General features: G+C 41.2%; 22 protein-coding genes and 1 pseudogene. 1 reads left to right on the top strand and 22 read right to left on the bottom strand.

The window, feature by feature from the left end; translation table 11 throughout:
* Positions 1-9 precede the first annotated feature (9 nt).
* From ACTWPM_RS05200 to ACTWPM_RS05270, 15 genes are all read right to left on the bottom strand, one after another.
* Complete coding sequence (locus tag ACTWPM_RS05200) at positions 10-717, bottom strand: DnaD domain-containing protein (RefSeq protein WP_443132001.1); 708 nt, start codon at positions 715-717, stop codon at positions 10-12.
* Positions 718-796: 79 nt separating this feature from the next.
* Positions 797-2089, bottom strand: a complete 1293-nt coding sequence (asnS, locus tag ACTWPM_RS05205) for an asparagine--tRNA ligase (protein WP_443132002.1) — start codon at positions 2087-2089, stop codon at positions 797-799.
* A 21-nt stretch (positions 2090-2110) separates the two neighbouring features.
* Complete coding sequence (locus ACTWPM_RS05210) at positions 2111-3295, bottom strand: pyridoxal phosphate-dependent aminotransferase (RefSeq protein WP_443132003.1); 1185 nt, start codon at positions 3293-3295, stop codon at positions 2111-2113.
* A gap of 18 nt (positions 3296-3313) precedes the next feature.
* A complete protein-coding gene (locus ACTWPM_RS05215) occupies positions 3314-3835 on the bottom strand; it encodes a cell wall elongation regulator TseB-like domain-containing protein (protein ID WP_443132004.1) in 522 nt (173 codons plus the stop codon).
* Positions 3801-3971 (bottom strand): YpmA family protein, encoded by a 171-nt coding sequence (locus ACTWPM_RS05220; RefSeq protein WP_443132005.1) that lies wholly within the window; start codon positions 3969-3971, stop codon positions 3801-3803. Before ACTWPM_RS05220 ends, ACTWPM_RS05215 begins: the two co-directional genes overlap by 35 nt.
* 103 nt (positions 3972-4074) lie before the next feature.
* The gene (gene dinG / locus ACTWPM_RS05225) at positions 4075-6867 is read right to left on the bottom strand and encodes an ATP-dependent DNA helicase DinG (protein ID WP_443132006.1); all 2793 of its coding nucleotides are present in this window, start codon (positions 6865-6867) and stop codon (positions 4075-4077) included.
* Between the two features lie 106 nt (positions 6868-6973).
* Positions 6974-7363, bottom strand: coding sequence for an aspartate 1-decarboxylase (gene panD, locus ACTWPM_RS05230; protein ID WP_443132007.1), 390 nt, complete (start codon positions 7361-7363; stop codon positions 6974-6976).
* A gap of 25 nt (positions 7364-7388) precedes the next feature.
* Entirely contained in the window at positions 7389-8246 is an 858-nt protein-coding gene (panC, locus tag ACTWPM_RS05235) for a pantoate--beta-alanine ligase (protein WP_443132008.1), read from the bottom strand.
* A 12-nt stretch (positions 8247-8258) separates the two neighbouring features.
* Positions 8259-9080, bottom strand: a complete 822-nt coding sequence (gene panB, locus ACTWPM_RS05240; RefSeq protein WP_443132009.1) for a 3-methyl-2-oxobutanoate hydroxymethyltransferase — start codon at positions 9078-9080, stop codon at positions 8259-8261.
* The gene (locus ACTWPM_RS05245) at positions 9073-10065 is read right to left on the bottom strand and encodes a biotin--[acetyl-CoA-carboxylase] ligase (RefSeq protein WP_443132010.1); all 993 of its coding nucleotides are present in this window, start codon (positions 10063-10065) and stop codon (positions 9073-9075) included. The genes panB and ACTWPM_RS05245 overlap by 8 nt, the downstream gene beginning before the upstream one ends.
* Positions 10041-11252 (bottom strand): CCA tRNA nucleotidyltransferase, encoded by a 1212-nt coding sequence (locus ACTWPM_RS05250; protein WP_443132011.1) that lies wholly within the window; start codon positions 11250-11252, stop codon positions 10041-10043. Before ACTWPM_RS05250 ends, ACTWPM_RS05245 begins: the two co-directional genes overlap by 25 nt.
* Positions 11245-12372, bottom strand: coding sequence for an N-acetyl-alpha-D-glucosaminyl L-malate synthase BshA (gene bshA, locus ACTWPM_RS05255; protein ID WP_443132012.1), 1128 nt, complete (start codon positions 12370-12372; stop codon positions 11245-11247). Before bshA ends, ACTWPM_RS05250 begins: the two co-directional genes overlap by 8 nt.
* Before the next feature lie 4 nt (positions 12373-12376).
* Complete coding sequence (locus tag ACTWPM_RS05260) at positions 12377-12793, bottom strand: methylglyoxal synthase (RefSeq protein ID WP_443132013.1); 417 nt, start codon at positions 12791-12793, stop codon at positions 12377-12379.
* Positions 12794-12808: 15 nt separating this feature from the next.
* Positions 12809-13612, bottom strand: a complete 804-nt coding sequence (gene dapB, locus ACTWPM_RS05265; protein ID WP_443132014.1) for a 4-hydroxy-tetrahydrodipicolinate reductase — start codon at positions 13610-13612, stop codon at positions 12809-12811.
* Positions 13605-13946, bottom strand: coding sequence for a nucleotide pyrophosphohydrolase (locus ACTWPM_RS05270; protein ID WP_443132015.1), 342 nt, complete (start codon positions 13944-13946; stop codon positions 13605-13607). Before ACTWPM_RS05270 ends, dapB begins: the two co-directional genes overlap by 8 nt.
* A gap of 158 nt (positions 13947-14104) precedes the next feature.
* Between ACTWPM_RS05270 and ACTWPM_RS05275 the strand changes: the two genes are divergently transcribed.
* Positions 14105-14974, top strand: a complete 870-nt coding sequence (locus ACTWPM_RS05275; protein WP_443132037.1) for a YitT family protein — start codon at positions 14105-14107, stop codon at positions 14972-14974.
* Positions 14975-15035: 61 nt separating this feature from the next.
* On the opposite strand, the gene ACTWPM_RS05280 is transcribed toward ACTWPM_RS05275, so the two are convergent.
* The 7 genes and pseudogenes from ACTWPM_RS05280 to ACTWPM_RS05310 form a co-directional block, all read right to left on the bottom strand.
* Positions 15036-15710, bottom strand: coding sequence for a zinc metallopeptidase (locus ACTWPM_RS05280; protein ID WP_443132038.1), 675 nt, complete (start codon positions 15708-15710; stop codon positions 15036-15038).
* Positions 15711-15781: 71 nt separating this feature from the next.
* Positions 15782-16492 carry a sporulation protein YpjB gene (locus ACTWPM_RS05285; protein WP_443132016.1) on the bottom strand — a complete coding sequence of 237 codons (711 nt, stop codon included), beginning with the start codon at positions 16490-16492 and terminating at the stop codon, positions 15782-15784.
* 38 nt (positions 16493-16530) lie between these two features.
* The gene (locus ACTWPM_RS05290) at positions 16531-17133 is read right to left on the bottom strand and encodes a DUF1405 domain-containing protein (RefSeq protein WP_443132017.1); all 603 of its coding nucleotides are present in this window, start codon (positions 17131-17133) and stop codon (positions 16531-16533) included.
* A 279-nt stretch (positions 17134-17412) separates the two neighbouring features.
* Positions 17413-18168: pseudogene (locus tag ACTWPM_RS05295) on the bottom strand (c-type cytochrome); the annotation flags it as partial.
* Between the two features lie 28 nt (positions 18169-18196).
* Complete coding sequence (gene qcrB / locus ACTWPM_RS05300; protein ID WP_014643505.1) at positions 18197-18871, bottom strand: menaquinol-cytochrome c reductase cytochrome b subunit; 675 nt, start codon at positions 18869-18871, stop codon at positions 18197-18199.
* Positions 18872-18873: 2 nt separating this feature from the next.
* Positions 18874-19383, bottom strand: coding sequence for a ubiquinol-cytochrome c reductase iron-sulfur subunit (locus ACTWPM_RS05305; RefSeq protein WP_443132018.1), 510 nt, complete (start codon positions 19381-19383; stop codon positions 18874-18876).
* 130 nt (positions 19384-19513) lie between these two features.
* Positions 19514-19969: a YpiF family protein gene (locus ACTWPM_RS05310; RefSeq protein ID WP_443132019.1), complete on the bottom strand. Its 456-nt coding sequence runs from the start codon at positions 19967-19969 to the stop codon at positions 19514-19516.
* Positions 19970-20021 lie beyond the last annotated feature (52 nt).

The following is a 20021-nucleotide window of genomic DNA, read 5'->3' on the forward strand; positions in this document are numbered from 1 at the left end:
GTAGGCTTTTTATGAATCCTCCTCTAACCAATTATAATATAAAGAAACATCTCTTTTTTTCTTTTGATTATTTTCCTCTTCTTTCTTTCTTGAGGTGTTGTTTCCTCCCTGGCGGAATTGTTTTCCCTGCTCACGTGCCTGCTCCACCGTATGGACACCTTTCCTCTTCCACTCCCTTAAAATGCGGTCAATGTATTTGAAATTTAGTTTGCTCATTAATACCGCTTCCCGTAAGGCGGCTTTTATTAAAGCAGGGGACTGATGTTCCTCATCGAGCCATATATTAATATTTTCGATCTCAAAAGGGGATAAAGGCCTACCGAATTCCTGCTCAAACAATGGAAAAATATTCTCATTAAATTCCTGGGCTTCTTCTCTCCGCTTTGGGGTGTAGCTGAATAGCTTATCCCATAAAGGTTCAAGGGAGTAACATTCCGTCAACACCTGCTGTTCGTTCTGCTGCTGTTCAATTTGCAGCAGCTGTTTTTGAATTAAGCTGCGCAGAATACGTGAGCACTCTTGACTGGAGACAGATAAAAATTCAGCTAGTTCCTCTGGGGTAGGGAATAAATTTCCGTCTACCCTGAAACGGTGAAGCTGAAGAAGCAAGAGTAATTCTCTTTCTCCTATATTTAATTTTTGATAATCCGTTAGCAGTTGCTTCGGTATCGTCAGTTGATTGTCTATGATCGTTTGAAAACTTTGATACTTAGCCATACGATTCACTCCCGATTATGATTTCAAAGAAAAACACCGATAACGCCGAGAGGCGGGTAATCGGTGTTTTTTCCCATACTTAAGGATACAGTCGATTCAACAATCTAGGGAATGGAATAGTTTCACGCACATGCTCAACGCCCGCGATCCAGGCTACTGTTCGTTCCAGTCCAAGCCCAAAACCGGAGTGAGGTACACTTCCATATTCTCGAAGCTGCAAGTACCAATTATAAGCATCACCAGTCAAACCATGGTCCTCGTAGCGTTGTTTCATAAGTTCTAAATCATCGATTCGCTGTGATCCTCCGATTATTTCACCATAACCTTCAGGGGCAATTAAATCAGCACACAGAACGACTTCAGGTCTAGCTGGGTCAGGCTTCATGTAAAAGGCTTTAATCTCAGCCGGATAGTTAGTAATAAACACAGGCTTATCATAGCTTTCAGCTATAGCTGTCTCATGGGGTGCTCCGAAATCCTCTCCCCATTCAATGTCCTCAAATCCTTTTTCCTTCACAAGCTGTATGGCTTCATCATAACTTATACGAGGAAATGGAGCTTTGATCTTTTCTAACTGTTCGGTATCGCGCCCCAGCGCTTCCAACTCAATTTTACAGTTTTTAAGTACAGATTGCACAACGTGAGACACGTACTGCTCCTGAACTTCAAGACTGTCTTCGTGATCCATAAAAGCCATTTCAGGCTCGATCATCCAGAATTCAATTAAATGACGTCTAGTCTTTGATTTTTCGGCTCGGAATGTAGGTCCAAAGCTGAACACCTTACCAAAGGCCATCGCTGCAGCTTCCATATATAATTGACCGCTTTGAGACAAATAGGCATCCTCTTCAAAGTATTTGGTATGGAAAAGTTCTGTTGTTCCTTCAGCAGAAGATCCGGTTAAAATTGGGGGATCAATTTTTACATACCCATTTTCATTGAAAAACTCATAGGTTGCTCGAATAATTTCATTACGGATTTTCATAACTCCATGTTGACGTTTTGAACGTAACCACAGATGTCTGTGATCCATTAGAAATTCAGTGCCGTGTTCTTTAGGTGTGATTGGGTAATCCACAGCTTCGTGAATGATTTCAAAATCTGTCACCTGCATTTCATATCCCAATGGAGACCTTGTATCTTCTACAATTGTTCCTGTTACATACATGGAGGATTCTTGAGTAAGTGCTTTTGCTTCCTGGAATTTATCCTCCCCTATATCGGCCTTCACTACGATCCCCTGCATAAATCCGGTTCCATCCCGCAACTGAAGAAAAGCAATTTTTCCGCTTGAACGCTTATTAGCAAGCCAAGCTCCTATAGTAACTTCTTCATTAAGATGTTTTGAAACTTGAGAAATTGTTGTTTTCACGCTTATACCTCCAGCTTAACTTTATGATTGATGATTGTTAACAAATTGTTTGATTCTATCTGCTGCCTTTTCAAGCTGCTCCAGTGATGTTGCGTAAGATAAACGAACATTTTGCGGGGATCCAAATCCTGAACCAGGGACTAAAGCTACTTTTTCCTGCTCAAGAAGTGCTGTTACCCATTCGTCTACATCTGAAAAGCCACCTGATTCGGCCGCTTTTTGAACATTTGGAAACAGGTAGAAGGCACCGGACGGCTTCACACATTCTACTCCAGGAATAGATGTAAGTTTATCGTAAAGAACTTCCAGGCGTTCTTTAAATGCCTCTCTCATTTTAGTTACATCCTCATCACTCCCGATGTAGGCGGCAAGCGCCGCATATTGAGCGATGGAAGTAGGGTTCGAAGTAGAGTGAGATGCCATGTTGGACATAGCTTTTATAATAGTTTTATTACCGGCAGCAAATCCGATTCTCCATCCTGTCATAGAATGAGATTTAGAAACCCCATTAATGATTACGGTCTGGTTATACAGTTCTTCTGATAATTGGGCCATAGAAATATGTTCTTCTGATGTGTACACCAGCTTTTCATAAATTTCATCTGAAATTATTAATATATCGTTATCAAGGCAAACTTGACCAAGGGCTTGTAATTCTTCTTCTGAGTACATCATACCCGTGGGGTTACTTGGGGAATTGATCACAACCGCTTTTGTGTGCTCAGAGATCGATGCCTTCAATTGTTCAGGAGTAATCTTAAAGTTATTCGACTCATCAGCCGTTGCAATGACAGGTTTTCCTTCAGCCAATTTGATCTGTTCAGGATAACTAACCCAGTAAGGAGCGGGAACGATAACCTCGTCGCCCTTATTCAATAATACCTGGAAAAGGGTGAAAAGAGCATGCTTGGCCCCGGTAGTAACAATGATTTGTTCATTCGTATAAGTTAAATTTTGATCTCGATTTAGTTTTGCACTTATAGCATTCTTTAACTCAGGTATTCCACCTGCAGGTGTATACTTTGTCAATCCTTCATCCATAGCTCTTTTTGCTGCGTCTAAGATATGGGCAGGTGTATTGAAGTCCGGTTCCCCTGCTCCTAGACCTATCACATCATGGCCCTCTGCTTTTAAAGCCTTAGCCTGTGCTGTAATCGCCAGGGTGCTGGATGGGGTAAGTGATTGTACACGGTTAGCTAATTCCATTATCATCCACTCCTTCGTTTAATTTTGTTTAAAAGCAAATCGCAGCTCAAATCTCTCTCCATTTAGATTAAAGTAATCAAACACATATCGGTTTTGTGAGTCTACATACGTTAATTCATATACCGGCTGTTCTTCTTCGTAACCTAGTTGAATATTTTTAAATACACAATTTTGACAATCCGCTCTCCAGCTTTGCTTCAACTGTTGCTCAGCTACGATATCCAGGTCCATTTGTTTATTCAAGATTTTACGCTCGGACAAATCAATGAAAATAAGTCCTTCTGTGCCTTCTTGAGTTTTTCCTTTTACAATATGTACCTTTTTCTTCCCGTGATAGGAGCTTACATTTTCAACTTTAGCGAGCTCAGTGCGGTTAAGCGCCAGCTCCTGGGCTGCTTCTTCCCCGGCATGGAGATCCTGATTAATACTCAAGTACATCCATACAGCTAAAGCCCCGCTGAGAATGAAGAGAGCTCCTATAATTATAAAGCTCCACTTCAGCCAGCTAGGTACGGTAAATGGTGAACACTGCGGTTTCATCGTCCTCATCATCAAGAGCCAATCCAAACATTAGATTTTTGTCTTTCAAAGTACGGTTCAGAGTATCCACAATTTTATATAGGTCATCAGATTTTTGAATACGGACCGTTGAAAGGGTTTCTACTTTATTTTCCACATGATTCCCTCCATGATTCAGAAATTATAATTTTTTATCTTTTTATCAAGCCATTCTAGTATAACAGTTTAGAAGGCCCGTGTTGATTGAAATTACATTGGGGTTATAACCATTGTTCCATTTGATTGATAAGCTCCCGGGTAGATCGATAGGTGACAGGAACTTCTGGAATTGAATTTAAAAAGTACTTCCCATACCTTGCTTCCATTAGACGATGATCACATATGAATACAACCCCTCGGTCCGTGCTGGACCGAATGAGTCTTCCAAAACCTTGTTTAAACCTGATAATCGCTTGTGGAAGCGACCTGTCCATAAAAGAATTCCGGCCATGTTCTTTCATTTGAGCGTCTCTCTTGGACTGTACAGGCTGGCCCGGCGGCTGAAATGGCAAACGCACCATGACCAAACAGGAAAGGTCCTCACCCGGAATGTCCACTCCCTCCCAGAAAGAACTGGTCCCTAATAAAATGGATTGCTCAAAGGACTGAAAATTTTTCTTCAATCGATCTCTGCTTCCGCTCGAGACCCCTTGAGCGAATATCATGAATTCTTCAGGATCAATGATCTCCTTAAGGAGGCTGTAAGTTTTTCTTAGCATATCATAAGAAGTAAACAGTACAAGCATTCTTCCTTTTGTTACTTCGGCAATGGAATAGATCGCTTCACTAATGGCATCGATATATTCGTCTGGATTTAATTTAATATCAGGAAAATCATTCGGAACCATTACCTGAACCTGTTGATCATAGGAATACGGTGAAGGAATACTTGATTCAATCAAGTTCTCCCCATCTATACCCAATAGTTCTTTCATATAAGAGAAAGAACCATTGGTAGATAGAGTCGCGCTCGTAAGCACTACACTTTCTTTCGCATGGAATAATTCCTCTCTTAATAAATCTGCTACGTTCAGGGGTTCACTGAATAGGTAAATAGAATTATTTGCCCCTTCGCCCTCTATTTCTATCCACTTAACATGATCTTCAGCAACAGAGCCGAAGTAATCCTTTAATTGCATCCGGATCTGATTACAAAGTTCAATTTGTCTATCAAGTCTAGTGATTAGAATTGGTAACGAGTGGTCCTCAGCCATATTGGAAGCCAGGCGCATTTGTTCACGCATATGATCCATTCCTGTAATTAATTTGAATAGTAAAGCGGTAAACCGACGTGACATCTCCCTGGCCGTTGACTGGAAGCCTGGAGACTCTTCTGTTTTTAATGCATACTGAATGCGGCCAACATCACTTTTTTTCCTGTCCCCTTTGCTTTCCCTTTTAATGCTTTGAAAAATGTACTTCGACAGTTGATTGAGTTCTTCCTTTGCTTCATCCACTGTTGCCTGACACTTTTTCATTTCTCTATAAAAGGATTCACGAAAGACCCATTGGCGGTAGGTACTCTTTTTAAACATGTCGCTAAACTGACTGAGCTGTCTCTGTAGTTCCTTATAATTCATCCTTATTCCAAAATAACGACTGGCAACAGGTTCAAGATGATGAGCTTCATCTACAATTACACGGTCATAACTCGGAAGTCTAGGTTCTTTACTCACTAAATCCATACAGAATAAAGCATGGTTCGTAATTAGAAGATCCGCATGAGAGGCTTTTTCTTGAGCCCAATGGTAAAAAGAATCCTCTCCTATATCTAAATCTACTGTCTTTGTTGATTGTTCGGCTGAAACCTTGTGCCAGAACTGCCTGCCATTAGAAGGCAGTTGAATTTCATCCACATCTCCAGTGGCTGTTTCAGTAAGCCAGACCAGGATAATTGCTTTTGTAAGAGCAATGTCATAGTTGTCCTGCTGGGATTGATCCAGTTCATAACTAAAGTGGATCAAACTGATATAATGACTTCTTCCTTTATAAAGAACTGTCCGAATCGGGCGTTTAAATAAATGCTCTAAACTTGGAATCTCCTCTTCAAGGAGCTGTTGCTGTAAGCTTGTGGTATGAGTTGTAACAAGCACACGCTGACCACTTTGGACGGCGTAATATAAGGAAGCTAGCAAATAAGCGATCGACTTTCCAGTCCCAGCTCCTGCTTCAATCAGGGCATGTTTTGAACTGTCTAGTGAGTTAAACACTAGCTCCGTCATTTCCCTTTGACCAGAACGGGATTCATAATTCTGAACTACCTTCTTCATGCCTTCCTCATTTTCATAAGCATTATCGACCCATTCACTGAATGGAGGCAGTTTGGAGTGTTTTTCCGCCTGTGGATATTTAGATTTTTTTACGGGAATTCCGTGCAGTAAATCGTAGTCATCTTCTTTCTCAAGTGAATAACGTTTTTCATCCCTTATTTTTTGAATGAAAGGTCGCAGTTCACTTTTAAGTTTATCTTCTATCTTCAATAGGTGAAACAAGGTGCGATCAGGAAGACGGTTCAGTCGATTAAGCAAATGAATAAGCAGATCTCTTGTCACCTGGGCGTCCGATAAAGCTCTATGAGGACGATCATGTCCCATACCTAATAGATCAGCCAGCTGTCCCAGTTTGAAAGTAGGGGAAGTAGGTATTAAAATTCGGGCGAGTTCTACGGTATCAATAACAGGATTATGTAATGGTTTGTAACCGCATAGTTTAAATTCATCGTTAAGAAACCCAAGGTCAAATTCAATATTATGGGCAACAATATAGCAATCCTTAATAAGATGGTAAACTTCATCTACAATTTCCGAAAAAAAGGGAGCATCTAATACATCTTCTTCCTCTATCCCAGTTAAAGAGGTAATAAATGGCGGGATTCCTCGGTCAGGATAAATAAGAGAAGAGAATTCTTTTATGACGACCCCAGTCTCTTTCGTAATCACGATCCCTATTTCAATGATCCGATCTTCTTTAGCGTTTCCTGTTGTTTCTAAATCCACAATAGCAAATGTAGTCATCATTATCCCTCTTTCAAACTTCACTTAATAGCAAAAAGAAAGGGTCCCGCCTTATATGAAGCCCTGGCAAAGATCCCCTCTGTACTAATGCAGCTCTATATACTTACTAAAAAGGTAAAGCTGTAAGCGGCGGTTCTTCTTCAAGCAATTCTGTAATCTGATTATTATCATTCATTAACGCAATTTTAGGTTTAAAAACCGTCAATTCTTCTTCGCTTACCATAGCATAAGACACTATAATAACAATATCATCAGGTTGTACAAGCCTTGCCGCAGCACCGTTTAAGCATACTACACCGCTTCCTCTTTCTCCAGCTATTACGTAAGTCTCTAATCTTGCTCCATTATTGTTATTAACAATCTGGACTTTTTCATGAGGAAGAATTTCTACTTCGTCCAGTAAATTTTGATCAATGGTAATGCTTCCGACATAGTTTAAATTAGCCTCTGTTACACGAGCGCGATGAATTTTTGACTTCATCATCGTACGGAACATATCCAGTCCTCCTCGAACCTTTTCCTTAAGATATATCTCCTGGGGCGAAAACCGTGTTATCTATTAATCGTGCATTCTCATAATAAACAGCAGCCGCGAGAATTACTTGCCGATCAATGACTTCTACTGGCTCCAGCTCAGGATATGACAGTAACTCAATATAATCTATTTTACCACGAGTTTCCCTTTCAATAAACTGCCGTGTTTCTTTTATAATCTCTTTGATCTCAAGGTTTTGAGTCTTCGCCAGACTTTTCCCTTTTTGCAAACCTTTCTGGATCGCAGGTGCTTCTAATCTTTCCTGAGGAGATAAATTAATATTCCGGCTGCTTTTAGCCAGACCATCTTCTTCTCTCACAGTTGGTACAGAGACCAATTGGATAGGGAAATTGAAATCCTGAATAAGAGCGTCAACTACAGCAACCTGCTGGGCATCCTTTTGGCCGAAGTATGTCCTTGTAGGATGACATATGTTAAATAACTTGGTCAGAACAGTCACTACGCCTTCAAAATGCCCGGGACGGCTTCGTCCGCATAAGACGTTTGCTCTTTTGCTGACGACCATTTCTATGGATAATGGAGACGGGTACATCGTTTTATTTTCAGGTAGAAAAATGAAGTCTACATCATTTTTTCTTGCTACAGAGAGGTCATGCTCAATATTTCTAGGATAATGATCCAAGTCCTCATGTTCTCCAAATTGAAGAGGGTTTACATAGATACTTAAAACTACAAAATCGTTTTCTTTTCGAGCTTCCTCGAGCAAACGTTCATGTCCTTCATGTAGATAACCCATCGTTGGTACAAAACCGATCGTTTTCCCTGCCTGGATAAGATCGGCAGCGGCTTTTTGCATTTCATTTATCTCTTTTATAACCTTCATTTCCAATACCCCTTAAACGTCAGGCAGACTGTCCGTATCCATCGTGAACGTATGTTTATCTTCCGGGAACTCTCCTGATTTCACTTCATTCACGTATGATTGAACAGCTTCTCCCAGTATGTGATTACTATCAATATAAGGTTTTACAAATTTCGGCAAGCGGTCAACTCCGTATTTTAATATATCGTGATACACAAGCACTTGTCCATCACATTCAGCCCCTGCTCCTATACCAATAGCAGGTATAACTAACTCTTTTGATATAACCTCAGCTAATTGTCTAGGGATACACTCCAGAACAATAGCAATCGCTCCCGCCGCTTCAATCGCTTTTGCTTCTTGAAGTAAACGGGCTGCTGTCGCTTTATCTTTCCCCTGAACTCTGTAACCTCCTAAAACATGAACGGATTGTGGTGTTAAACCTATATGTCCCACAACTGGAATACCTGCGTGCACCAGTTTTTCCATCGTCTGGATGACGTCTCCACTGCCTTCCAGCTTTAAAGCCTGGGCTCCTGTTTCTTGAAATAGTTTCTTTGCGTTGTGTAAAGAATCCTGGGTAGAAATGTGATAGGACATAAATGGCATATCTACAACCGTAAACGTATCAGGAGCTCCTCTCCTCACGGCTTTGCCGTGATGAATCATATCATCAATCGTAACAGGAATGGTCGACTCATACCCAAGGACTGTCATTCCCAGGCTATCCCCCACTAAAATCATATCTGCTTTCGCTTGCTCAGCTAATTTAGCCGATGGATAATCATAGCTTGTAATCATGGCTATTTTATCTTTTTTCTGCTTCATTTTTATAAATTGATTCTTATTAAGCATGGTAACCTCCTTCACCCCAATGGATCTCGGCTGAATATAGTTTTTCTTCATTCCCATCCTTGTCTCTGGCTCGTAGTGCCCCATCTGGTTCTATCCCCACAAGCGTAGCCTGCCACTTCCTTCTCATCGTCGATATCGTGACCTTTTCTCCAATTCGGTAACCGTAATACTCCCATTCCTTTTTTACTTGTTCAAACCCTTGCTCTACATAAGTATCATATGTATTTTCAAACAAACGCAGGATGGATTGTATCGTTTGTTGAATGTCCCATTCCTGGCCTGATTCAATCTTTAAAGAGGAGGCCTTATGGCGGATATCTTGCGGAATTTCATTCAACTTCTGGTTCACGTTCATGCCGATTCCTAAAACGACATATTGGATTTGGTCATGTTCGGCTTGCATTTCTGTAAGGATCCCTGAAACCTTTTTATGATCAATCAGTAAATCATTGGGCCATTTTATCTGGGGATAGAGATAAGTATTCTCTCTTATCATTCTGGCTAACACCGTGGCGGCAAGCAACGTAAGTTGAGGCGCTCTCATTGGCGGAAGGTCAGGACGTAGTAGGATACTCATCCATATACCCTTCCCTTTTGGAGAATGCCAGTTCCTTGCCATCCTTCCTCTTCCCCTTCCTTGAGCATCCGCTATCACAACCGTCCCATGCGGCTTTCCCTGGCTGGCTAGCTGGTGCCCAATTTCCTGAGTAGATTCTACTTGATCGAAGTGAATGAGCTGCTGGCCCAGCCAGTCGGTTTCAAGTCCCCACTGAAGCGTATTTCCGCTAATCTTATCAGGAGAAGAAAGAATTTTATATCCTTTCCTTCGAACTGCTTCAATTTGGTAGCCATCTTTTTTTAACTCATTCATATGCTTCCAGACAGCAGTACGAGAGATATTTAATGATTCTGATAACTGCTGTCCAGATATATAGCCTTTTTCCTTTTCCAACAAATCAATCAGTTGTTTTCGGGTGGATTCCACTGTAATACCCACTCCTTTATTTTTTCATATTCATTGGATAATTGTTCTTCAACGACTTGGTACTCTATTTGCTTCATATATTCAGAAATCCAGGGCCCTTTATGGTGATGGGGGTATAAAAAAATGAGATCCTGCGGCTGAAATTCAAGATCCCTGTTCGAGTGAATGGGTAATCTCTCGTAGCCCTCGCCTATTTGAAAAAGTATAGACTCATCTGCCAGACCTCTCGCCTGTAACACTCTACTGAAGGCATGGTGTAAGGATTCAGGCAGCACATACAGAATCCAGGAAGTAAGACGATTTTCGACGAGATATTCGTGAAGAGCAATATTCAGGTTTTCTGTTTCACGTCTTTCTTTGTTGGAGAGCTTCCACCCTTTCATCCATTCTTTGATAGAATATGAAGGAGCATAAGCCAGGTAATAAGTGATCAGTTCTGGCCAGGAGAATAACCGCACAAGCGGTACAGTGTTTAAAAAGGACGTCATCGTATTAAAGATTGGCAAGTAAGCAATAAGGTTAGTATGCCACACCAGGGAAACAGCTTTCTTGTATCCTCGACCTCGATAAAGTTTTAACGTTTCCACTGCAATCCTTTCCATGGAAATGTGACCAAGCAGGTCGGACTTAGCTAAAATCGCCCTCCTCGTCTCTTTTTCTACTTCAAATTCTAACTGGCTTGCAAACCTGGCTGCCCTCATCATTCGTAAAGGATCTTCCGTAAAGCGGTCAAAAGGATCACCTACAGCTTTTACTTGGCGGTTTTCAATCGCTGCTCGTCCACTGTAAGGATCTATTATGTTTCCGTGTCGATCCATAGCCATTGCATTGATCGTAAAGTCACGCCTTGCAAGATCTTCCTTTATGTCACGTACAAATGTAACTTCATCAGGATGACGGTAGTCTTCGTATCCTTCTTCTGTACGGAATGTAGTTACTTCATAGGATACTGAGCGATACCGGACTATTACGGTTCCGTGTTCAATGCCTACAGGTATTACTTTGTCAAACACTCGCTGTATATGTTCGGGAGGCTCAGAGGTAGCAATATCTATATCTCCAAGTGGCCGGCCGGAAAGATAGTCTCTCACTGCTCCACCTACAATATAAGCTTCTCCTCCCTCATCTTCTATCTTTTTTATTAGTTCAAAGGCTGTTACCAATTTTGCTTCATTGGTTTCAGTCATTATTCAGCACCCGTTCATAAAGTTTTTCGTATTGGTTAAGAATCGTTTCCGAGGCAAATTTTGTTTCTACCACCTGTTTTGCATTAGCAGAGAGCTTGTTCATTAATTCTTCATCGGTCAGCATCTTCAGGGCAAAATAAGCGACTTGATCTACGTTTCCCAATTCGGTAATATAGCCAGTCTCCCCGTGATCAACAACCTCAGGAATTCCTCCGATGTTAGAGCCTATACATGGAACCCCGCAGGCCATAGCTTCCAGAAGAACCAGACCAAAACTCTCTTTTTCAGACAATAATAATTTTAAATCAGAGATGGATAGTAGGTCGCTGACATTCTCCTGTTTTCCAAGAAAAAGCACTCGGCCTTCGAGCTCGAGATCATTTACAAGCTGATGCACATCGGAATACTCAGGCCCGTCTCCTACAAGCAGAAGCTTCGCAGGCACTTCAGCAGCAATTTTAGCAAAAGCACGCACGACTTCAGGAACTCTTTTTACTTTGCGAAAATTTGATATATGAATAACTACTTTCTCGTCTTCTTTAATACAGTAATCTTCCCTCAATGAGTTAGAGGGCTTTTGATAATATTCTCTCTCGTCTACAAAATTATAGATCACATCGATCTGTTTATCAGTTGAAAGCTGATCCTGAGTCTGATGAACTAAACTTTCAGAAACAGCTGTAACTTTGTCAGATTGTTCAATTCCAAATTTAATCATTTGCTTTAAGCTCGAATCAATTCCCAATACTGTAATATCAGTACCGTGAAGAGTTGTAATGATTTTCACATCACGATTAGCCATTTGTTTGGCTAAAATGGCACAAATGGCGTGAGGCATTGCATAGTGCACATGGAGAATATCAAGTTCTTCCCTGTTAATGACCTCTGCCATCTTATTAGCTAAGGCAAGATCATAAGGAGGATGCTGAAAAACAGGGTAATTACTGACTTCAACCTCATGATAATAAATATTTGGATAAACACGATTTAACCGAAAAGGAACCTGGGAGGCTACAAAATGGATCTCATGCCCCTTCTCTGCAAGAAGCTTGCCAAGTTCTGTTGCGATTACGCCTGACCCCCCTACCGTTGGGTAGCAGGTAATTCCTATTTTAGCCATAAGTTCACTCCTGCTCTTTCTTCTTTTCTCTTATTATATTCCGCCACTCCAAATCACCGCGGTCAAGAGCATGAATAAGTACTTCAGCTCCAGCCAGGTTAGTAGCAAGTGGAATCTGATGTACATCACACAGGCGAAGCAGGGCACTTATATCCGGCTCATGAGGCTGAGCTGTTAAAGGATCACGAAAGAAAATAACCATATCCATTTCTTCTTCAGCAATCTTTGCTCCTATTTGCTGATCTCCGCCTAAAGGACCTGATAAAAATCTGGTAATGGTAAGACCTGAGGCATCAGCAATGCGTTTACCCGTTGTACCTGTAGCAAATAGCTTGTGGTTCTCTAATGTGTCTTTGTAAGCTATAGCAAACTGTATAATATCCGCTTTTTTCTTATCATGAGCGATTAACGCAATATTCATCGTTCCGTCTCCCTTTTAGTCTAATAAATGTTCAAGACCATACACCAGGACTTCCAGGTGCATTACTTTTTCAACGGCTAGTTTAACCCCACTCATAAATGACTCACGATGATGAGAATCGTGTTTAATTGTAAGCGTCTGTCCTAGCCCTCCGAATACAACTTCCTGGTGAGCAATTAATCCAGGCAGGCGCATACTGTGTATTTTCATTCCATCAGAGTCAGCGCCTCGGGCTCCCGCCATATTTTCCGTTTCATTCGGGTGTCCTTGATGATGCTTTTCTCTGACCTCTTTAATGAGTTCAGCCGTTTTTACAGCTGTACCAGAAGGGGCATCCAGTTTCTGATCATGATGTTTTTCTATGATTTCGACGTCTGGAAAATGTTTAGCAGCCCATTTAGAAAATTGCATCATGAGTACAGCCCCTACCGCAAAATTAGGAGCGATTACAGCTCCAATCTGTTTTCCTTCCGCGATCTGTTTCAGTTCCTCTAATTGCTCAGGTGTAAATCCCGTTGTTCCTACAACAGGACGTACGCCATGTTCCAAGGCAAGTTTTGTGTGCTTATAACCATTTTCAGGAGTTGTTAAATCAATAAGCACATCAGCTTCTATTTCACTCAGACACTTCTCCGGATCCTGGTAAATAGGTGCATCCAGTTTCGGCAGGTTCTCTATTTCAGTGACATTCTTTCCTCCGTTTTTACGATCTAAACAGGCAACGAGCGTTAAGTTCATTTCTTTCTCAATCATTTTAAGCGCCTCAGAGCCCATTTTACCTCGCGGGCCGGCCACAATCACTTTAATATTACTACTCATTTGAACTCTCTCCTTCTTTCCGTGTCCAACGGTCTTTATCTCGTGTTTCAATTTTGCTCATTGATTGTTCGAACGCTTCTGATAAATCCATGTCCAAAGAATTGGCAAAACATGTTAAGACAAAAAGGACGTCTCCTAATTCTTCTTCTAATTCTTTACTTTTTTCTGTGGATTTCTTTTGTTTTTCTCCATAATGATGGTTGATTTCACGAGCCATTTCACCAACTTCTTCGGTAAGTCTCGCTTGTAAACTTAACGGAGAAAAATAGCCCTCCTTAAACTGGGATATGTATTCATCCACACGCTTTTGAATATCTTTCGTTGTATAGTTCACGTTATCCGCTCCCTTTTATCTGTAGCATCTCTATAAATGGTAGCCAAAAGGGCGCGATTTGACAAATTTTTTTATTTAAAAACTTAGAATTGCCCGTTCATTAAGAAAACTCTATAATGGGAAACGTATGACATTTATGGAGGTGAGCAGGCATTAAAATCTTCGGATTGCGTCTTAAAAATATTTTATTCATTTTAATTGGTTCTGCTATTTTTTCATTTGGTCTTGTTCATTTTAACATTCAAAATGAACTCGGCGAGGGAGGATTCACCGGTATTACATTATTGCTCTTATACTTATTCAACTGGGATCCTGCCCTTATGAATATTATTCTCAATATTCCAGTGTTAATTATAGGCTGGAGAATACTTGGACGTAACACATTCCTTTATTCATTAATAGGCATCCTTGCTGTTTCCCTGTTTATTAGAGTTTCCCAGATATATATGATTGAGTTTAATTTATCATCTGATCTAACGTTAGCTTCTTTATTCGCAGGTGTCTTTATCGGTGTCGGTTTAGGCATTATCTTTCGTTATGGAGGAACTACAGGGGGTGTCGACATTATCGCTCGCCTAATCAATAAATATTTAGGTTGGAGTATGGGGCGAGCCATGTTTATATTTGATGCGATCGTTATTTTTGTTTCCATCATTACTTATTTAAATCCGATTAAAGGGATGTACACACTAGTAGCAGTTTTTATTGGCGCTAAGGTTATCGATTTTATTCAGGAAGGAGCCTACGCTGCACGCGGTACAACCATTATCTCTGGCAAAAGTGAAGAAATATCTCAAAAAGTTATGCAGGAAATGGATCGCGGCATTACTATACTCGAAGGACGCGGCTCATTCTCCGGTGAAAAAAGAGATGTCCTTTACTGCGTCATTGGAAAAAATGAAATTGTACGATTAAAGAGCATCATAGATCACATAGACCCCCATGCTTTTGTGGCCGTAAGTCATGTTCATGATGTTATGGGCGAAGGTTTCACGCTGGATGAAAATAAAAACCCAATCAGTGACTAAATTTTAAATGAGTCCATAAAAAATGCCCCGCTTCCATTGAGAGGCGGGGCATAACTAATTATTATTCTTCTCCCATTCCAAAAAACATGAAGATGAAGCGAAGCAGTTCCGCTAGAGCTACAAGCGCGCCAGCTACATAAGTCATAGCCGCGGCATTTAATACCTTCTTAGTCGGACGTTCTTCCTCGTTTCTAATAACTCCCGTTGAGACCAACTGAGTCATAGCTCGATTAGAAGCATCAAATTCAACAGGCAGCGTCACCAGCTGGAAAAGCACAGCAAAGGCAAAGAACACAATCCCTGCAAAAATTAAGCCGGTCATTTGAAGAAGAGCTCCACCAATGATTAAGAAAATGGAGATGTTTGATCCGAAGCTTGCAACCGGTACAAGCGCACTGCGGAAACGTAAGAACGCATAATCCTGAGCGTCCTGAATCGCATGCCCAACTTCGTGAGCAGCAACGGCGGCTCCCGCTGCAGAACGACCATGGAAATTATCTGTAGACAAGCGTACAACTTTAGTACGAGGATCGTAATGATCAGATAACTGTCCTCTGACTTCTTCTACAGCCACATTAAACAGACCATTATCATCTAATATTTTTCTAGCTACTTCGGCTCCTGACATGGATGAAGAGATAGCTACTTTTGAATACTTTTTGTAGGTGCTCTTTACTTTTGACTGAGCCCAAATAGGAATTATCAAAATTAGGGCAAAGTAAAGAATAAAACTCATCATGGTTCATTCCTCCGTCTTGGATGTAAATAAAGTTCTTAGGTCAATTTTAGTCAAACCAGCTGAAAAAATCAACTATTTTCTCTCCTAACTGACCCTTTCACAATGGTAATGGCTTGATATTTCCTAAAAGCTACATAAGCCAGCGTTATTAATATTGTACCTCCAATAATCGACACCGTCCATAATAATGCATCCATACTTAAAGCAGGCACAGCTTCAGGCAGCTGATTCAATTCTACTGCAATAGTTTCGCGGATTTGCTCGGAATCTCCCTCTGCAAGTTGCGAAAGTTGTTCATCGATAGGAATTAACTGATCATAAGAATAGTACGTGAGAAGGCTCGGAACAACTTTTTCCCATTCGCTTTGAAGCTCTTCCTCTGTTAAGTAATGAATGTCAACCAGACTATTTTTGTAGTTAAAAACGATGGTATTTATACTCTCCACATGGTTGTTAGCGCTTACCGTTTCAATAAAAGTAAGCAATTGATCAACCTCAACAGAATTATTTCTCTGCTGGCCAAACCCCACTGATTGAAGCAATTCTTTCCCTATCTCCTCTTTTTGAGGAGATAGGGTCTCCATATAGTTTTCCAATTCAACCCTTCGGTTATTCAATGCTTTGCCCGCTAATTCATATTTTCCATCCTGTATAAGAAGCTTGTACTGCAAGAAAAAGGATGTCCAATCTTCTGAATGTCCAGATAGGTAAAGGTGCTTATTCATCGGTGTGAGTGTGAAAATAACGGAACATAGTAAGACCAATATTGCCCGTCCCATTCCACTTCTCCCCTCTCTTAAAAAGTCTTATAGAGAGTCTATGAAGAAGGGGAAGAATTTAGACCGCTTGAGTTCTTCTGTGAAACCAGATAAGCGACCCCTATACATCCCAAGCTTAACCAAAATGTGAAATATCCGATCTGATCCATATGCTTCATAATCGCAGGGTATACAGGCATTTGTTCAAAAACATAGTCAATGACGTCATTGTGCAGTGTCCATATGGCTGCAACTACAATGTGCCTCATAGTTATAGAGTAATACGGAGCATATAAAAGACCCTGGAATGCCATCGCAGCGTGAGACACGATAAGCATATAACCTGTCCAGGGGAGAGAGCCGAATTCAACAAAAGTTAACCAGTTCATAACAACGGCCCATAGTCCATACTTGAGAAGGGTTATAAGAGCTAGTGCCTCAATATATGGCACATTCCTATTGAAGATATAAAACCCTAAGAAGATTGTAAAAAACAGGCTGGCTGTTGGGCTGTCAGGAACAAATATTAAAAACTTAGGTTCTGTAACAGCTAACTGACTACCATACCAAATATACCCGTATATCGTCCCAAGAAGATTGACGATAAACAGTAAGATTAAAAACCCACGATCCTTGAGTATGTAGGAGACTAATTCTTTCAACCTTGGTTCCCCCTATATAAATTAAGCCGCGCTCCTTGAGCGCGGCTATAATTTCAAAACTTATTCGTTTGAGCCTTCTCCTGAACCTTCACCGGATCCTTCGCCTTCAGAAGAACCTTCTCCTGAACCTTCACCGGATCCTTCGCCTTCAGAAGAACCTTCTCCTGAACTTTCGCCGGATCCTTCACCTTCAGAAGAGCCTTCTCCTGAACCTTCACCGGACCCTTCGCCTTCAGAAGACCCTTCTCCTGAACCTTCGCCTCCGCCTGAGCCAGCGTTAGCAATGAATTCAGCTAATACTTGCAATTCTTCGTCAGAACCTCCGAAAACTCCTGCCGGCATTTGCCCGATTCCATTTACAGCAATATCTTTAATTTGGTCTACGGATAACTCAGCGTCAATTAAAGATGGATAATTACCTTGCCCTTGTAAAGAGTCACCATGACAGCTTAAACAGTTAGCTTCATATAAAGCGTAGCCTTCGCCTGACTTATCGATCTCTGACTCTACAGCTTCTACATTGACTCCATATTTTTCAGAGCGGGTTTCATAGTCCGCGTGTTGAACCGATTCATATGTCAGCCAGAAAGTTGCAATAAATCCAAGTAGCATTAATCCGACAGCAATCGGCCTTTTATGTGGACGTCGTTCAGGACCTCTGTCAAGAAACGGCGCCAGTAATAAAGCTCCAAAAGCCAGTCCTGGCATAACGATTGCACCAAGTACAATAAATTCTCCACCAGCAAATTCATATTTCAAGAATTGGTATAAAAATAAGAAATACCAGTCCGGCAATGGAATATAACCTGCGTTGGTTGGATCTGCCTGTTGCTCTAAAGGTGACGGGTGAGCAGCAGTCAGAATAAGGAAACCGATTAGAAAAACGGAACCTACGAGCCATTCCTTAAGAAGGAAGTTAGGCCAGAACGCTTCGGTACGGCCTGGATACTCTGAGTAGTCTTTTGGTAAATTGGCTTTTGATTCGGCGGTAATTCGTGAGTCACCGACGAACTTCATCCCTTTTCCCCTATGCACAGCTTTCCCTCCTTTTTTAACTTACATTTTATAGTGGACCGGAAATTCCTTGTTTACGGATTAAAATAAAGTGAAAGGCCATTAATCCGAACAATGCGGCCGGCAAGAAGAAAACGTGGATCGCAAAGAAACGGGTAAGGGTTTGAGCCCCAACGATCGATGGATCACCCGCAAGCAGCGTTCGTATCGCATCTCCTATAAATGGTGTTGCAGCAGCAATTTCAAGACCTACTTGAGTAGCAAAATATGCTTTGTTATCCCATGGAAGCAGGTATCCTGTAAACCCAAGACCAAGCATAACGAAGAACAATAGAACTCCGATTACCCAGTTTAATTCACGAGGTTTCTTATAAGCGCCTTGGAAGAATACCCGTAACGTATGTAAGAATAACATTACGATAACAAGACTCGCTCCCCAGTGGTGCATGCCACGGACGATTTGACCGTATGCTACCTCTCTTTGTAAATAATAAACGGATTTCCAAGCATTCTCAATATCTGGTACATAGTACATAGTCAGGAACATCCCTGACAAGATTTGAATGACTGTAATAAAAAAAGTCAATCCTCCAAAACAATAAACAAAAGCTGAAAAATGGTGGGCTGGGTTAACGTGCTCCGGAACTTCGTGGTCGGCGATATCACGCCACAAAGGTGTAATATCAACACGCTCATCCACCCAATCATAAAGTCTTTGCAGCATTGTTAACTCCCCCCTCCTCTAGATTGTGCTTCTCCAAGGTAAAGCATGCCTTCTTCCACTTTGTGCTCAAAAACTGGAAGCGGCGCAGTTGGAGGTGTTCCTGGAACATTCACTCCATCCTTCGTGTAACGTCCACCGTGACATGGACAGTAGAATTGGTTAGGATAGTCTTCCTGTGAAGCCCAGTCAACTGTACAGCCTAAATGGGTGCAGATAGGAGAAAGTGCCACAATCTCATCATTTTCATTTCTGTATACCCAGGCTGTTTTCTGTACTTCCGATTCATACCAAGCATCTACCTGGTCAATGGTCCACTCCACTCTTGTTGGTTCATTTGTAATCTCATCAACAGAGGCAACGGAATGCATATCTCCGCCTTCTTTGGTTTGCAATACTGGATCAATTGCGAACCGAACCATTGGTGCAAGCATTCCGGCTGCCATGAAGCCGCCTACACCAGTCAGTGTGTAGTTCAAAAATTGACGACGGGATACTCGTTTTTTATCGCTCATTCTTTTCCCCCCTCTATGCTGTAATCCATATGACATGGATATTTTACACACAGTTTACTAGGACATTACCATGATAGCGCAATCTCAAGGCGCGGTCAATAAATTATCAAGGCTTGTCGTAACTTTTCTACTACCAGTATGCCTGGATTAGTTCACTGATTTGTTCCGCTTGTTCTTTTACAAAAGATTGTGTTTCTGTGGATTGAATATTCCCACTTTGTATAGCTGGGACCCATAACAATTTTCCTAGGAGTTCCTCCTCACATTTTTTCCATTTAGCATCAAACGTGAAAAGAAATACATGTGCAAAAGGCTGTTTTCTAAATTGACTAATCCAGCTGTTCAACCTTGGCGCTTCCGTTTCTGCCGTACCGCTTATGTAATAATATTCAGGGGCTAAAAATATCCGTCCTCTGTATTCTTTCTCAATTAAATTAGTAAAGATTTGATTGATTTCCCTTTGAAATGCTTGTTTTCCCATTAGTTGGTCCGAAGCAGGATCAAAAGGAATCATAGGAATCAGCAGTGTATCGATATATTCTTTCTCAGGTAAATATTGCTTTATATCTTTCTCTGTCCATCGCACGTGTCATCTCCTGCCTTTCTTCTCTCTATTGTACTAGATTGTCGAAAAAATA

It is taken from the genome of Halobacillus sp. K22 (genome assembly GCF_052246795.1).
Lineage (GTDB): Bacteria > Bacillota > Bacilli > Bacillales > Halobacillaceae > Halobacillus.

Bases quoted from the DNA above. Each gene is read 5' to 3' on its own strand.
- dapB (WP_443132014.1), bottom strand. From the start codon at position 13,612: ATGAGTAGTAATATTAAAGTGATTGTGGCCGGCCCGCGAGGTAAAATG.
- ACTWPM_RS05200 (WP_443132001.1), bottom strand. From the start codon at position 717: ATGGCTAAGTATCAAAGTTTTCAAACGATCATAGACAATCAACTGACG.
- ACTWPM_RS05285 (WP_443132016.1), bottom strand. From the start codon at position 16,492: ATGGGACGGGCAATATTGGTCTTACTATGTTCCGTTATTTTCACACTC.
- ACTWPM_RS05250 (WP_443132011.1), bottom strand. From the start codon at position 11,252: ATGACTGAAACCAATGAAGCAAAATTGGTAACAGCCTTTGAACTAATA.
- ACTWPM_RS05280 (WP_443132038.1), bottom strand. From the start codon at position 15,710: ATGAGTTTTATTCTTTACTTTGCCCTAATTTTGATAATTCCTATTTGG.
- panD (WP_443132007.1), bottom strand. From the start codon at position 7,363: ATGTTCCGTACGATGATGAAGTCAAAAATTCATCGCGCTCGTGTAACA.
- dinG (WP_443132006.1), bottom strand. From the start codon at position 6,867: ATGACTACATTTGCTATTGTGGATTTAGAAACAACAGGAAACGCTAAA.
- ACTWPM_RS05210 (WP_443132003.1), bottom strand. From the start codon at position 3,295: ATGGAATTAGCTAACCGTGTACAATCACTTACCCCATCCAGCACCCTG.
- panC (WP_443132008.1), bottom strand. From the start codon at position 8,246: ATGAAGGTTATAAAAGAGATAAATGAAATGCAAAAAGCCGCTGCCGAT.
- ACTWPM_RS05215 (WP_443132004.1), bottom strand. From the start codon at position 3,835: ATGAAACCGCAGTGTTCACCATTTACCGTACCTAGCTGGCTGAAGTGG.
- ACTWPM_RS05260 (WP_443132013.1), bottom strand. From the start codon at position 12,793: ATGAATATTGCGTTAATCGCTCATGATAAGAAAAAAGCGGATATTATA.
- qcrB (WP_014643505.1), bottom strand. From the start codon at position 18,871: ATGCTGCAAAGACTTTATGATTGGGTGGATGAGCGTGTTGATATTACA.
- bshA (WP_443132012.1), bottom strand. From the start codon at position 12,372: ATGGCTAAAATAGGAATTACCTGCTACCCAACGGTAGGGGGGTCAGGC.
- panB (WP_443132009.1), bottom strand. From the start codon at position 9,080: ATGCTTAATAAGAATCAATTTATAAAAATGAAGCAGAAAAAAGATAAA.
- ACTWPM_RS05305 (WP_443132018.1), bottom strand. From the start codon at position 19,383: ATGAGCGATAAAAAACGAGTATCCCGTCGTCAATTTTTGAACTACACA.